The organism is Paenibacillus tundrae, assembly GCF_036884255.1.
Lineage (GTDB): Bacteria > Bacillota > Bacilli > Paenibacillales > Paenibacillaceae > Paenibacillus.
The window spans coordinates 292,413-307,500 of record NZ_CP145605.1 but is presented as its reverse complement, the minus strand read 5'-3'; the positions used below and the strand labels follow the sequence as shown (position 1 = coordinate 307,500).

The 15,088-nt window shown below is 47.1% G+C and carries 8 protein-coding genes and 2 rRNA genes (1 of these 10 running past the window's edge); all 10 read right to left on the bottom strand.

The features are described from left to right. Positions 1-666 (bottom strand): 23S ribosomal RNA (locus V6W81_RS01320); it reaches 2,260 nt to the left of the window's first position. Positions 667-970: 304 nt separating this feature from the next. After that, a 16S ribosomal RNA gene (locus V6W81_RS01315) occupies positions 971-2,523 on the bottom strand. The 16S and 23S rRNA genes sit together here, the layout of an rRNA operon. Before the next feature lie 827 nt (positions 2,524-3,350). Then, entirely contained in the window at positions 3,351-3,902 is a 552-nt protein-coding gene (locus tag V6W81_RS01310; protein WP_338541322.1) for a GNAT family N-acetyltransferase, read from the bottom strand. Positions 3,903-3,952: 50 nt separating this feature from the next. Continuing rightward, positions 3,953-4,456, bottom strand: coding sequence for a helix-turn-helix transcriptional regulator (locus V6W81_RS01305; protein WP_338541321.1), 504 nt, complete (start codon positions 4,454-4,456; stop codon positions 3,953-3,955). A 46-nt stretch (positions 4,457-4,502) separates the two neighbouring features. After that, a complete protein-coding gene (locus V6W81_RS01300; RefSeq protein WP_338541320.1) occupies positions 4,503-5,561 on the bottom strand; it encodes a response regulator in 1,059 nt (352 codons plus the stop codon). Beyond that, positions 5,558-7,405: a cache domain-containing sensor histidine kinase gene (locus tag V6W81_RS01295; protein ID WP_338541319.1), complete on the bottom strand. Its 1,848-nt coding sequence runs from the start codon at positions 7,403-7,405 to the stop codon at positions 5,558-5,560. Before V6W81_RS01295 ends, V6W81_RS01300 begins: the two co-directional genes overlap by 4 nt. Positions 7,406-7,428: 23 nt before the next feature. After that, positions 7,429-8,277: a carbohydrate ABC transporter permease gene (locus V6W81_RS01290; RefSeq protein WP_145052136.1), complete on the bottom strand. Its 849-nt coding sequence runs from the start codon at positions 8,275-8,277 to the stop codon at positions 7,429-7,431. Next, positions 8,274-9,224, bottom strand: a complete 951-nt coding sequence (locus V6W81_RS01285; RefSeq protein ID WP_338541318.1) for a carbohydrate ABC transporter permease — start codon at positions 9,222-9,224, stop codon at positions 8,274-8,276. The genes V6W81_RS01290 and V6W81_RS01285 overlap by 4 nt, the downstream gene beginning before the upstream one ends. Positions 9,225-9,274: 50 nt before the next feature. Then, positions 9,275-10,609 (bottom strand): ABC transporter substrate-binding protein, encoded by a 1,335-nt coding sequence (locus tag V6W81_RS01280; RefSeq protein WP_338541317.1) that lies wholly within the window; start codon positions 10,607-10,609, stop codon positions 9,275-9,277. Positions 10,610-11,142: 533 nt separating this feature from the next. Continuing rightward, complete coding sequence (locus V6W81_RS01275; RefSeq protein ID WP_338541316.1) at positions 11,143-15,072, bottom strand: non-ribosomal peptide synthetase; 3,930 nt, start codon at positions 15,070-15,072, stop codon at positions 11,143-11,145. Between the last annotated feature and the right edge of the window lie 16 nt (positions 15,073-15,088).

Genomic DNA, 15,088 nt, shown 5'->3' with positions numbered 1-15,088 from the left:
GGCTCTTCACCTTAACCTTGCACGGGAACGTAACTCGCCGGTTCATTCTACAAAAGGCACGCCATCACCCCTAAAACGGGCTCTGACTTTTTGTAAGCACACGGTTTCAGGTTCTATTTCACTCCCCTTCCGGGGTGCTTTTCACCTTTCCCTCACGGTACTGCTTCACTATCGGTCGCTAGGAAGTATTTAGCCTTGGCAGATGGTCCTGCCGGATTCATACGGGGTTTCACGTGCCCCGCACTACTCGGGATCCGTCTCGGAGGGAACAGACTTTCAATTACAGGGCTTTTACCTTCTTTGGCGGGCCTTTCCAGACCTCTTCGTTTAACCGGTTCCTTTGTAACTCCATGTGAGACGTCCCACAACCCCAAAGAGCAAGCTCTTTGGTTTGGGCTTCTCCGCGTTCGCTCGCCGCTACTGACGGAATCACTATTGTTTTCTCTTCCTCAAGGTACTTAGATGTTTCAGTTCCCCTGGTATGCCTCTACTTGCCCTATGTATTCAGACAAGAGTAACTGGAAATTACCCCAGCTGGGTTTCCCCATTCGGACACCCCCGGATCAAAGCTTGCTTACAGCTCCCCGAGGCAGTTTCGTTGTTCGCCACGTCCTTCATCGGCTCCTAGCGCCTAGGCATCCTCCGTGTGCTCTTAGTAGCTTAACCATTCGCTCGTGTTCGAGCTGTCGCTTCCCTTGTTTTGCTTGCGCAAAGCCAAAAGTCGTTCCATTTCGATCACTCGCTCCAGCAGTCTACCTTATAAAACACTTCACTTGTTTACACAAGATCAGCTTAAAGGAATGTTCTAATTCGCATTTTCGTTCGTTTCGATATCTAGTTTTCAAAGAACAAGCTCCATGCAAAAGCAAGCTGTTTGAGAGTTTGAGCTCTCAAAACTGAGCAACGAGTGAGTAGTTTGCAGCTAAGCTGCATATTTGAATGTTTCCACTCGGGAAACGATTCTCCATAGAAAGGAGGTGATCCAGCCGCACCTTCCGATACGGCTACCTTGTTACGACTTCACCCCAATCATCTATCCCACCTTCGGCGGCTGGCTCCTTGCGGTTACCCCACCGACTTCGGGTGTTATAAACTCTCGTGGTGTGACGGGCGGTGTGTACAAGACCCGGGAACGTATTCACCGCGGCATGCTGATCCGCGATTACTAGCAATTCCGACTTCATGCAGGCGAGTTGCAGCCTGCAATCCGAACTGAGACCGGCTTTGTTGGGATTGGCTCCACCTCGCGGTTTCGCAGCCCGTTGTACCGGCCATTGTAGTACGTGTGTAGCCCAGGTCATAAGGGGCATGATGATTTGACGTCATCCCCACCTTCCTCCGGTTTGTCACCGGCAGTCTATCTAGAGTGCCCATCCGAAATGCTGGCAACTAAATATAAGGGTTGCGCTCGTTGCGGGACTTAACCCAACATCTCACGACACGAGCTGACGACAACCATGCACCACCTGTCTTGAATGTCCCGAAGGAAAGGTACATCTCTGCACCGGTCATTCAGATGTCAAGACCTGGTAAGGTTCTTCGCGTTGCTTCGAATTAAACCACATACTCCACTGCTTGTGCGGGTCCCCGTCAATTCCTTTGAGTTTCAGTCTTGCGACCGTACTCCCCAGGCGGAGTGCTTAATGTGTTAACTTCGGCACCAAGGGTATCGAAACCCCTAACACCTAGCACTCATCGTTTACGGCGTGGACTACCAGGGTATCTAATCCTGTTTGCTCCCCACGCTTTCGCGCCTCAGCGTCAGTTACAGCCCAGAGAGTCGCCTTCGCCACTGGTGTTCCTCCACATATCTACGCATTTCACCGCTACACGTGGAATTCCACTCTCCTCTTCTGCACTCAAGTCACCCAGTTTCCAGTGCGATCCGGGGTTGAGCCCCGGGATTAAACACCAGACTTAAATGACCGCCTGCGCGCGCTTTACGCCCAATAATTCCGGACAACGCTTGCCCCCTACGTATTACCGCGGCTGCTGGCACGTAGTTAGCCGGGGCTTTCTTCTCAGGTACCGTCACCTCAGGAGCAGTTACTCTCCTGAGCGTTCTTCCCTGGCAACAGAGCTTTACGATCCGAAAACCTTCATCACTCACGCGGCATTGCTCCGTCAGGCTTTCGCCCATTGCGGAAGATTCCCTACTGCTGCCTCCCGTAGGAGTCTGGGCCGTGTCTCAGTCCCAGTGTGGCCGATCACCCTCTCAGGTCGGCTACGCATCGTCGCCTTGGTGAGCCGTTACCTCACCAACTAGCTAATGCGCCGCAGGCCCATCCTCAAGTGATAGATTGCTCCATCTTTCCAGTTTCCTTCAGGCGAAGAAAACAAGTATTCGGTATTAGCTACCGTTTCCGGTAGTTGTCCCAAGCTTGAGGGCAGGTTGCCTACGTGTTACTCACCCGTCCGCCGCTAACTATCAGAGAAGCAAGCTTCTCTTCAAGTCCGCTCGACTTGCATGTATTAGGCATGCCGCCAGCGTTCGTCCTGAGCCAGGATCAAACTCTCCAATAAAGTATTGAAAAGAGCGATTAGCTCATTTTGAATCTGACGAGATTAAAAATCTCAATTGTGCTTCGAAATCATCCAGTCCGAAGACATGTACCAATTTCTCAGCGTCGATCTTGCAAGCAAGATCGTTACTCACTCGTTGTTCAGTTTTCAAAGATCAAACTTATTTCAGCGCCGACATTCGTTCTCGTCAGCAACTTTTATATCTTATCACATCCGAACCAACTTTGCAAGCTCTTTTTTTAAGTTTCTTTCGAAGCTTATTTTGTTTGCTTGCCGCACCGTGTTTCTCGTGTTTTCTTGGCTGGAATTAGAATATACCATGCTGATTTAATTAATGCAACTCTTTTTTTAAATTTATTTATCTTTTGAGTTTTGAGTCTAGTTCCGCTTCGCTTGCTCTCAACTAGATCCGAGATCACATGTACCTAAACATCTCTTGTTCAGCCTATATTAATAGATATACGCCTACTAGTTATTTAAGAGTGTTCTATCGTATTACCCTTCAATGACATTCTCAATCTCTATTTTAATATAATCCTCGTAACAAAACCTATTAACTTAATCCACTAATATATCTCTACCTAATGATCACTACATACTCACCATATAATCCTCATTATAGAGGTAAAAGAGACAATAATAGAAGAAGCACACTTTTCTCACATTAATCTGAACTAAGCTAGACCAGGTCGAACGAATCATCCCCCCACTAGACCACTCTACTTCAATACACTTTACTCTTACTATAATAGACCCTACTAGACTTCACTTTCTCTTACTTCCAATACACACATCCCGTTACCTTCTCATTTCTAGCAGACTCACTCTTACGCTCGAGATCTAAACCTACCCATTACAATAGTGTCATAGAACTTCCCGTCTGCATGCAATCGATCTCTCCTCATCATTCCTTCGACTTCAAAACCTACTTTCTTATAAAGTTCTACTGCTTTATCGTTTGTACCTAACACGTTCAACGCCATTTTCTCGATACCCGTCGTATCTGCCCAATGAATAGATATCTCCAATAGCTTCTTCCCTATCCCGTACCCCCAGAATTCTCTCGCAACACATACGCCGAATTCAACCTTGTGAGCAGAACGTTGTAAGTCCACTCCCTCACATCTCGCATAGCCTACAATTCGATCTTGTACCACAGCCACGAGAAATAGGTTTCTTGGCTTGTGTGCATCCACTCGGATGATACCCGCAAATTCTGCCTCATCAATGTACGCTTCACCCTGCTCACGATCCATATTCTCGGTTTCGCCATCAATCTGCACACGAAGTGAGGATAATTCACCAGCATCTTTTTCCTCTGCCGATCTGATCGAATAGTTCATTCCTTTTACGTTAAATACCTGCTGTTCAAGAATCATAAAAAATAACCCTTCCTCTCCACTATATTTACATTCGTCATTTGCACACGCTATCCGACTTCTGATGGACTCTTACCTGTGAGCATTTTGAACACCTGGCTAAAATATGTCGCATTCCGGAATCCCGTCATCTCACTCACTTCATATACCATGTAATTCCCCGACTGCAACAGTTCCATTGCCTTCTGGACACGATAGCCGTTCAGATAACTCACAAAGTTTTCTCCACTCACCCTTTTAAATAACTGGCTCAGATATTTAGGATGCACAAACAGACCCTTAGCGATCGCTTCAAAGCTGATCTCTTCAGCGTAATGCAATTCCACGTATCGCTTGACCTGTTCTACGAGTTTATTGCTCTTCTTCTCGCCCATCTCCTTCCTTGTCTGCTCCAGCCAATTATGAATAATGTCGTCTAGCCAGCTTATCAGATTCTGCAGAGCATACTTCGATTGAATTTCTTGCAAAAAATCACTCATGGCGAGCGGAGGCGCCAGCATCGGATAATGTCGATTCCAACTATGAATCAGCGTATCAAACAGACTCACCGCCACAACCTGCACATCCTGAATCCCATTACAGCTCCCTCCATCCAGCATACTACGAATATGGTGCCATACATACCTCTTCTGCCAGATCAGGCCGAATATCCACCCACGCTTCATTCCATTGTCGCAGCAAAAGCGAATAATCTGTCACACTAGACTCTACTCCCTCTGACGATTGATAACGATAGACACGTCTGCCTCCCTGAAATTCTGCCGCTTCCAGCGCTTCCCTACTCTCTAGATAAGAATCCATCACCTCGCACAGGTGACCCTTCACACTCCCAATCCCAGCACTCAATTCTAACTTGAGATATGTGAAAATCTGATCGATCATCCGCTCCACGAGGGATTGAACCTGTTCAAGGTAGCCATTCTCGGCGAATAACAGCAGCACAAATACGCGATCGGAATAGTCCACAATTTCGATCTGACAGTCAGGCATATGCGGAACCTGCTCCTTAACCGTCTCCTGAATAATGTCCGCTGCCCCATAGCGTAGCAACTGCCAATCGCGCTCTTTCATCCGCGTTAGAAATCCAGGTCGATTAAGTTGTAGGCTGATGGCGCGTACTGGGGAACCCTTACGAATCCCTACATAACTTATACGTTCATCTGGCAGCTCGTCTGCTCGATACCGCGTCGTTAACAATTCATGCAGAAAGTGTTTGCGCAAATAGGGAAGTACTCTTCCTATCTCCTGTTTGTATGTCCGCTCTAGCCGCTCATGCCGCTCCCGTACATCCTGCTCCAGCAATACATCACGCAGCACAGACTCAATCTCCTCTACCTCTGCAGGCTTTAGCAAAAAGTGATTCACTCCCCAGCGCATAGCTGCTCGGGCATTCTCAAATTCGTCGTATCCACTCAGAATGATAATCGGCAGATGAGGATGTTCCTTTCGCAATGCTTGCGTCACCTCAAGCCCTGTCATTCCAGGCAGATACACATCCGTCATCACTAGATCAGGATGCAGACGATGAAATAGTTCCAGCGCATCTAACCCGTTGGAAGCTGTTCCGGCAATACGAAGACCGAGGGAAGACCAATGAATGTGTTCTGTTAAGGCTTTGATAATATGAGGGTCATCGTCTACGAGCATGATCGTCTTCATTTGTTTTCACCACCCAACCACTGATTTAGCTGCTCTTCGGTTTCGATGCGCGGCAACGTAATGATCACTTCGACTCCACCGAGCTCACCAGCACCTATACGAACCCCGTAATGCGCCCCGCAGTAAAGCTGGATTCGCTGATGTACATTGTGTACGCCTATTCCAGACGTATCTTCCATCCTCCAGCCTTCCGGCAAGCCTTGCCCATTATCTAAAATGCGAATTACGATACCTGATGGAACTCGGGTTCCTTCCTCTCCAGTCTCTTCATGAATATGCACTCGAATTCGCAGCATGTCTTCCTTAGGATGTCCGTGGATCACGGCATTCTCAATAAAGGGCTGCAAAATAATCTTCGGAATGTAATACCCTCTAACCCGCGGGTCGATCCTTTCCTGATAATCGATGGAGAACGGTAATCGTTCTGACTGAATGCTAACATAACAACGGGCATGTTCTAGTTCATCTCGCACGTGAATAAACAACCGCCCCCCACTCAGTCCGATTCGCAGTAGCTTGCTAAGCTGTACAATCATACGACTGATATCCTTCGCTTCATAATCAAGTGCACGCCAATGGATCATATCGAGTGTATTGTACAGAAAATGAGGTTTGATCTGTGCTTCAAGTAAACCTGTCTGTGCTGCCCGTTTGGCACGACTCTCTTCCCTCACCTGCTCCATCAGCGTTGTCAGTTGGGATGCCATATGGTTAAAACCATATGCTAAATGAGCATATTCCTCCGTAAATGAGAGCTGTACCCGGGTCTCAAAGTCACCCTTCTCTAATTGCCGCATTCGTTTGATCAATTGGCGAATCGGGTGAACTATTCGCCGCACGAATAAACATGCAAGTATCGCTGAACACAGCAGACCTGTCACTGCAATCGCAAGCACTTTCCACCCTGCCTCTCTAACTGGAGATAACAGCATATGAACAGGGATGGTCTGTACCAGACGCCATTGAAGCATCGCTGGGCGGGAATACAGTACAAGCTGCGCGCTACCAGATTGCCCGGATACAACTTCGAATCCGTCATCTCCACGCTCGGCATGCTCTTGAATCCAGGCACTGTCGACTAGCGGTATAACGTTCTGTGCAGATACTGTGGAAGAAGCCTGGTCCTCAGGTGCAGAATCACCCATATGCATAATCACGTTACCCGCGGTATCGACCAGCAGTACCTGGCCATCCAACACCATGGGCATATCTGCGAATCGGCGCACAATATCGGCACGACTTAACCGAATAAGAACATAAGCTACAGTGTTACCACGGCTGTTAAAGATCCGCTGAGCATATCCGATCAGCGAGTGGCCAGACTCATTTTCCCTAAGCGGCACCCAGGCTCCATCAGCTTGCTCCAGCGCCACAAACCATTCGGAATCAGCAATTGTATTCACTGGGTAGATCCGATCCTCAGTTGTTATCGCCACACCGTTAAATGCATCCGTGTACAGCTCCACCGACGTAATTCCCTCGCTAACGACAACCGTATGATCCAGTATTTTGGAGACTTCGCGACGCTGATGAATTTGGGTCAATCGTCCTTTGCCAGACGTCTCCAAGAGAGCAGACAGCTCTCTGTTGCTGGTAAGTGAGTATGCAGTGCCCGTCACTCCTGTTATAAAATCAAATCCTCGACGGGTGCTCTCATTAAGAAGCGCTAACCGCGCCTTGCTAATCTCGGTAAACGTGACTGCGGAGAAGGATTGATACGCCAACCACACAATGACAGACACCAGCAACAGGTTAAATGCAATAAAGCAAGTCACCATCAACGTGGAGAGCTTGCTTTGTTGCAGCTTCTGGTTAAACCATCTGGATAATGCTCGTTTCCTCATGGAATCACTCTTTCGTCTTGGAGTTACCCTTTAAGCCCGGAGGTTGCGATTCCTTCCACGAAGTACTTCTGGCACACGATAAATACGATAAAACACGGCACTAGTGATAGCACTGACATGGCAAACATCGGGCCCCAATCCGATTGGGAACTGGAATCCAGGAACAGACGCAGACCTAGCGGCACCGTGTATTTACTTACATCACTTAGATAGATCAACTGACTGAAGAAGTCGTCCCATGTCCATAAGAATGTAAATATCATCGTGGTAACCAGTGCTGGAAACGCAAGTGGAATAATGATTTTGGTGTATATTCTCACTGGGCCACATCCATCAATAGTTGCCGCCTCATCCAGTTCTTTGGGAAGCCCCCGAAAGAACTGAACCATGAGGAAAATGAAGAACGCATCCGTTGCCAGCCATTTGGGCACAACGAGAGGTAGATACGTATTCACCCACTCTAGGTGATTAAAAAGGATATATTGTGGGATCAGCGTGACATGATGCGGCAACATAATCGTCATGAGCATCAAGCCGAAGCAGATCGCTTTGAAACGAAAGTTCAGCCGGGCAAAGGCATATGCTGCCATGGAGCAGGAGATCACATTCCCGAGCACAGCACCCAGCGACAGCACGATGGAGTTGGTCAAAAAGCGCGAGAATGGATTGCCCTGGATTCCAGACCATCCAGTCATATAATTTTGCCAGTTCCATTCCTTCGGCCAAAACCAGGTTTCCGTAAAGATCATATGTCCTGGCTTGAACGAACTGCCCAGCATCCAGAGGATGGGGTACAACATAACAAAAGCGATGCCTGAGATCAGCACATGTTTGGCAACCACCCAAGTAACGGAATTACGTTGTCCGATCATGATTTCCCACCATCCTCATAGTGCACCCACAGCTTGCTGCTGCGGAATACCAGCAATGTAAATATCCCAATCAGAACAACCAATACCCATGCCATTGCGGAGGCATAGCCCATTTGAAAAAAGGAGAACCCTTTTTTGTATAAGTACAGAGAGTACATTAAAGTTGAATTCACCGGTCCTCCACTACCGTTACTAATAACGAAGGCCTGTGTGAATGACTGAAAGGATGTGATGAGTTGCATGACAAGATTGAAGAAGATGACAGGTGATAGGATCGGCAGTGTTATATAGAAGAATCTCCGTAAAGGCCCCGCACCGTCTACTGCTGAAGCTTCATCATACTCAGGTGGAATCTGCTTCAAGCCTGCTAAGAAAATAATCATGGATGAACCGAACTGCCATACGGATAACAGTACGATTGAATATAGTGCATACTTCGGATTAGCAACCCAATCTGGGGCTTTAATGCCCAACATGGCAAGCACACCGTTAAGCAACCCATCGCCGCCTAGCATTTTGCGCCATAACATGGCAATCGCCACACTGCCTCCAAGCAGCGTCGGGATGTAATACACTGTTCGGTAAATGCCGAGTCCACGTATGCCTTTGTTGAGCAGCATGGCGACAAGTAATGCGAAAATAAGCTTGACCGGTACCGATACGGCAACATACGTAAACGTGACCTTGAGCGACTGGATAAACAGCTTATCTGATGTAAACATCGTAATGTAGTTGTCCAGACCGACCCAGGAAGGGGCGGCCAGGATACTATAATCGGTAAACGAAATATACAACGATACCAGCATGGGACCTAGGGTCAGAAATAACAATCCAACAAGCCATGGGGCGAGAAACAGAAGGGCAGCTCCGTTATGTGCGTATCTTCGTTTCACTCGCCGGGTGGCTACATTCTCGATTCGAGCTTGACTGACCTGTGATGTAGTCATCTTATCGCAACCTCCCCGCAGAATTAGAAAGTCTGGATCAGCTTCACTCGTTATTGACTCGATCCAAGCGTAGCTTTGGCACCTTCGATAAACTGGGCAATGACATCCTGCATGCTGCCCTGGCCAAAGGCAATCTGCTCGCTTGTGCTCTTGAAGCTTGTGTCCACCTCAGCGAATCCTTGCGGGTATGGCGGGTCAATCTCACTGGAATGCTTCGATACGGTATCAATGAATTGGAAAATAGTTTGTTCTGCTTCTGGCAAAGTTGGCTGCATCTGCTCACGAATGCTTGCGTTAACTGGCACACCACGTTCTGAGCCTAGAATTGCCGTTGCCTCTGGGTCATTTACCATAAAGTCAATGAACATGGCGACTTCCTTTGGATGTTTCGTTTTGGCATAACCGGAGAGAAATTGACCTGGTTTCAGGTATTCGCCGATTTGCTTTTCATTCTCGCCGTGAGGAAGTACTTGGATGGCGAGCTTGTGATCCTGATTTTTGTTCACCTGCTGGAACGTCAGCAATTGGTTAGACCATGCAAAATCCATTGCCGCTGTTCCGAGTGAAATCGGCCTTGTCTCCAGTGCATTCGTTGTGGAAGCCGTCACCTCCGCAGAAGTTGCGCCTCCACTCTCACGTAGGGCAGCCCACATCTCAAACCACTGTTGTAACTCCTCATTCGTCGCTGTGATTGTGCCTCCGTCAAACAATCCTTTTCCCGTTTGCCGGATAAATACCTCAAACATATTCGTTGCTCCAGAAATATCTGCAGAACCGTAGAATCCATCCCCTTTGGCTGCAGCAATCTTAGTCGCAATATCTTCAAAGTCCTTCCATGTCCAGCTCTCCTGAGGCTCTTCAATACCTAACTCCTGGAATACGGTAGCATCATAAATAACACCTGGTGCGTTGACTCCTAAGGTAATTGCGTACAATTTATCATCAATCGATCCGGCTGTGATCATACTCTGATCATGATCCTTAGTCCGTAGCTCTTGGCTATCTGCATACGGAGTCAGGTCAAGCAAGGCACCACGCCGAGCAAAATCCGTCAGAAACGCGTAATCCATCTGTACGATATCTGGGGCGTTAGAACCCGCTACCTGTGTGGTTAACTTATCAAAATAACCATCCCAGCCTGAATATTCAGGTTTAATGGTGATGCCCGGATGCTTCTCTTCAAACAATTTGATCACTTTGGTTGTTAGATCATGTCTGGTCTGTGATCCCCACCAGGTCATACGAAGTTCAATCTTACCTGAGGTATCTCCTTTGCCTCCTTCATTAGAAGAAGCCGTTGTACCGGAAGACCCTCCAGAACAGGCTGTAGCGAACAATAACAGGGACAGGCAGAACAGGGTTACCCACTTTTTCGTGATCATCATGAATGAAATTCCTCCCCTTTTGCATTTATGAAATCGCTTACAAAATCTATTGTAACGATCCATTGCCGCACATGACATAAACAAAAGTAAGCTTTCCTGTCAAAAAAGTAAGGGGTTGTTATACCAAGTGGAATTTTGAATCACACATGAGCTTCTGCATCTCTGATAAGATCAGCATGTGTATTTAGGTGGAGGTTAATCTTCATGGATATGGTATTATAGCAGGTTCATTTAATCAATAGGTTCAAGGCATTTTCAAGAGACAGGTCACCGAAAAAGAAAAACAAAGATACCCACAACCGCCGTAGGAAATACTAAGGGGCTATGAATATCTCTGGTAATTGAGATTAATTGAGATAATTCAGGTGATTTAGGTTATTTAGGTGACTTAGGTGACTTAGTGAAATTGAATGATAACTATGGATTACATAGGTTCTAGGAATCTATTATCTCAAAATTCTCTATTTATCTAGTGTATTCAATAATAGCTAAGATACCTTACAGGATTCTGAGTATCCTAATCTACCTGATGCTCACGAGTGCACCATCATAACAAAATGATTCAACCTTTCCGCGATAACATGGACATATGGAGTGGTTACAATCGTAAAATGATTACACGCCAATTCCTGTGCATACACCTTGCCCAGACTCAAACCATGCCACCCCGAGGGATGAATAACTTGATGCGTGTCTGTCGGTTGCGAAGCATACCATAGATGAATATCAGTCCGTAGTTTACCTTTCAATATATACTTCTCAATCGCTCTCTGGTTCACAACCATAATGCGTGCATTGCGGGTCATCTGCTCCATTGTCAAACCTGGCGGAAGCCTGTTCCACTTCTTGGCAAGTGCATAGATCTGCGCCAGATCATGTTCCTCGACCTCGCCATCCAGCATTTCCATGGTCAATCCAAGTTGTGTTGCCGCACACATGCTGAGCGATGGAACTGAGGTGGATCGAGAGTCTGCTCCTGCTTTTATCGCTTCAGCAGGGACATCGACGATACCCAATAGTGCCACTTCATCTCCTCGTTGTTCCAGCAGTCGGGTGATCTCTACTGCAATGTAACCGCCGAATGACCAACCTAAGATATGATATGGTCCATGGGATTGAACCTGATCCATTTCTTGCAGATAGGCTTGAGCCATATCTTCAATTGTCGTTAAAGGTGTCTCTTCCGAGTTATACCCTCGAGCCTGTAAGCCATAGACCGTTACATCATCCTCCAATTGACGTACCAGATCCAGATAACCAAGCACATCCCCACCTTGGGGGTGGATCACAAAGAGGGTTTTCTCCCCTCTTCCTGCCTGCAAAGGAACACGAATCTGATTCGTCTCGTGGATGATCCCTTTCTGAATACTGACTGCCAATTGAGACAATGTTGGGTACATGAACAGCTGCTTCACTGCCAGTTGCACGCCATACGATTTATTGATTTTGCTAATCAACTGCATGGCTTTCAACGAATGCCCACCTAACTTAAAGAAATTGCTACTCGACCCAATCGGGTTGCCTGACCCGAGTACCTCCACCCATAAGTCACGTAACCGCGCCTCTTCTTGGGTTAGCTCTGTATCCATCGTAGCTCCATCTTCCCATACAGGGTCGGCCAATGCTTTACGGTCAATTTTATTATTCGGCGTGAGCGGGAATTCTGGAACAAACACCCAATGGCTTGGCACCATATGAACAGGTAATCGCTCCTGTGCATACTTCTCCAGCGGTCCATAATCCCACGCATAATTTTCTTTAAGCACCAGGTAAGCAACCAATGTCTGATCTCCCAGATGATTGGCTCGCGCATCCACCAACACCTCATCCACATAGGGATGCTCTGCGAGCGTTGCTTCCACCTCACCGAGTTCAATCCGAAATCCACGAATTTTCACCTGATAATCGGTTCTTCCTAAGAATTGAATACTTCCATCCATATAATAACGTCCCAGATCACCGGTCTTGTACAGCCGCTCAGTCGTATGAAGGCGGGACTCTACGAAACGTTCAGCGGTTAAATCAGGTTTATTCAGATACCCAAGAGCTAGTCCCCGACCAGCGATGTAGATCTCACCCTGCACACCAACAGGTACAGGTTGGAGATACTGATCCAATATATATACACGACTATTGGTAATCGGTCGTCCGATGGAATCCGGCTGTTCCACTCGGTATTGATATACCGTGGCTGCTACGGTTGATTCAGACGGACCATATGAATTATACATCCGGTTATGTTGGTTATATTTTTCAATCAGCTCTGCGGGACACTTCTCCCCAGCTACAATCATCACACGTAGATTCGCAACCTCTTCTTCCTCCAATGTGGCAAGAACAGAGGGTGGGAATGCCCCGAATGTAATATGCTGTCTTTGCAAAAATGCCCCCAGATCTTCACCGCGCTGATAGATATGAAGACTTGCCCCAGACAATAGAGCCGTCATCGTCTCGAACACCGATCCGTCGAAGCTGAATGATGCAAACTGCATAACATGATCCGCAGGTGTCACTGCGAAGGTTTCGATATTGTCGAGCGCTAGATTAACAACACCCCGATGAGCAATCATTACCCCCTTCGGTTTCCCTGTTGAACCTGAGGTATAGATCACATACGCCATGCTGTCGGAAGCCACCGTAGATTCTATATCCTTGGTAGACTCCAGACTAATCTGCTCGTACTCACGGTCCAGACAAATGATGTTCATTGAATCCATTGATAGCTGCTCCAGACCAGCACTGTTGATCACCATCGTATGTGGACTAGCGTCCTGAAGCATGTAAGACAATCGCTCTGGAGGGTAACTAGGATCTATAGGCACATAAGCTGCACCTGCTTTGAGAACAGCCAGAATGGATACAACCATCTGAACAGATTTGTCGAGACATATTCCTACAAGATCATGTTCACGCACACCACGTTCCTGCATATACCTCGCCAATTGATTGGCTTGCTGATTCAATTGAATATAGGTTAGTTGCACTGCACCACACGTCACGGCTAGTGCATCCGGAGTTTCGTTCACCTTTTGCTGCCACAACTCATGAATGCTGATCTCTGGCACATCACGCTCCGTATCATTCCATTCCACAAGCTGCTTATGCAATTCATGCTCAGATAGTATAGGGAGATGACCGACTGCCTCATTAGGAGAATGAACAATACTCTGTAACAACACGCCAAAACTATCAGCCATTCTACCTACGGTCGCCTCTTTAAATAGATCAGCATGATATAAAAAAGTACCTTTTACACAATTGCCCTGCTCCTGCAGGCTTAACGTCAGGTCAAAGGAGACCGTATCGACCTCCGGTTCAAGCTCAACCATCGATACACCTGCCATATCGATCGATGCCTCGGCAAAGGATGCCATGCTGAAAAAAACCTGAAACAGCGCATTATCGGTCATAGAACGATCCGGCTGCAGTGCCTCTACTATTTTCTCAAAAGGAACATCCTGATGGGCATAAGCCTCAATCGTATTCTGCTTCACCTGCCGCAAATGCGATCTGAAACTGGTGTCCGCAGAAAGCAGCGAACGAATAACAAGTGTATTGGCAAAAAAGCCGAATACCCCTTCGAGTTCCTCTCGATTTCGATTCGTATTCACTGTACCCACCGAAATATCAACTTGCCCACTATACCGCTGGAGTAGTAGCTTAAAGGCTGTTAACATAGCCATATATAGCGTTGCGCCTTCTTGTTGAGCTATTTGTCTTAACGATTGAATCAGAGATGAATCAACGGTAAATTCCAGTTTTCCGCCACGGGCAGACTGAAAAGGAAGTTTAGGTGCATCGGTTGGAAGCTGAAGCACTTCGGCTCCCCTGAGTTTATTTTTCCAATAGTCCAACTGGGTGTCTAATAATGTTCCTTCTAATAGTTCACGTTGCCACATCGTATAATCCACATACTGTAAGGGTAGATCCGGGAGAGGTGAAGGCTGATGATGAAGGAACGCACTGTAAAGAGCCCTCAATTCATTCATGAGTACATTCATGGACCAGCCATCAGAGATAATATGATGCATCATGATTGAGAAAACGAACTTCTTAGGCTTTCGCTCTAACGGGATTAATACCGCTCTGAACAGTGGACCCTCCGACATCTCGTAAGCATCAGCCGCTCTTCTTGATACCCACTCCACAGCAGCCTGCTCATCTGCATGAGCTAATTCAATAACATCGACACACACACGTAGACGTTCCGCCACACATTGGACAGCCGTTCCTTCTTCTTCTCGAAAAAACGTCCTCAGCGATTCATGCCTATCGACCAATTCTTGAACACTGCGTTGGAGCACCTCTAGGTCAAGCTCCCCTTCTAGTCTCCATAACGAATTCATATGATAAGCGGAGCTATCCGGGTCAAGCTGTTGAATAAACCATAGTCTCTGCTGGGCAAAGGATAGTGGAAAAACGTAGACATCATCATGCACTTCATCGCTCAGATGTGTATTCAATACAGTTCCTCCTGTC

What these genes read in the sequence shown, in the direction of transcription:
- V6W81_RS01300 (WP_338541320.1), bottom strand. Translation starts at nt 5,561, where the DNA reads ATGAAGACGATCATGCTCGTAGACGATGACCCTCATATTATCAAAGCC.
- V6W81_RS01295 (WP_338541319.1), bottom strand. Translation starts at nt 7,405, where the DNA reads ATGAGGAAACGAGCATTATCCAGATGGTTTAACCAGAAGCTGCAACAA.
- V6W81_RS01310 (WP_338541322.1), bottom strand. Translation starts at nt 3,902, where the DNA reads ATGATTCTTGAACAGCAGGTATTTAACGTAAAAGGAATGAACTATTCG.
- V6W81_RS01285 (WP_338541318.1), bottom strand. Translation starts at nt 9,224, where the DNA reads ATGACTACATCACAGGTCAGTCAAGCTCGAATCGAGAATGTAGCCACC.
- V6W81_RS01290 (WP_145052136.1), bottom strand. Translation starts at nt 8,277, where the DNA reads ATGATCGGACAACGTAATTCCGTTACTTGGGTGGTTGCCAAACATGTG.
- V6W81_RS01280 (WP_338541317.1), bottom strand. Translation starts at nt 10,609, where the DNA reads ATGATGATCACGAAAAAGTGGGTAACCCTGTTCTGCCTGTCCCTGTTA.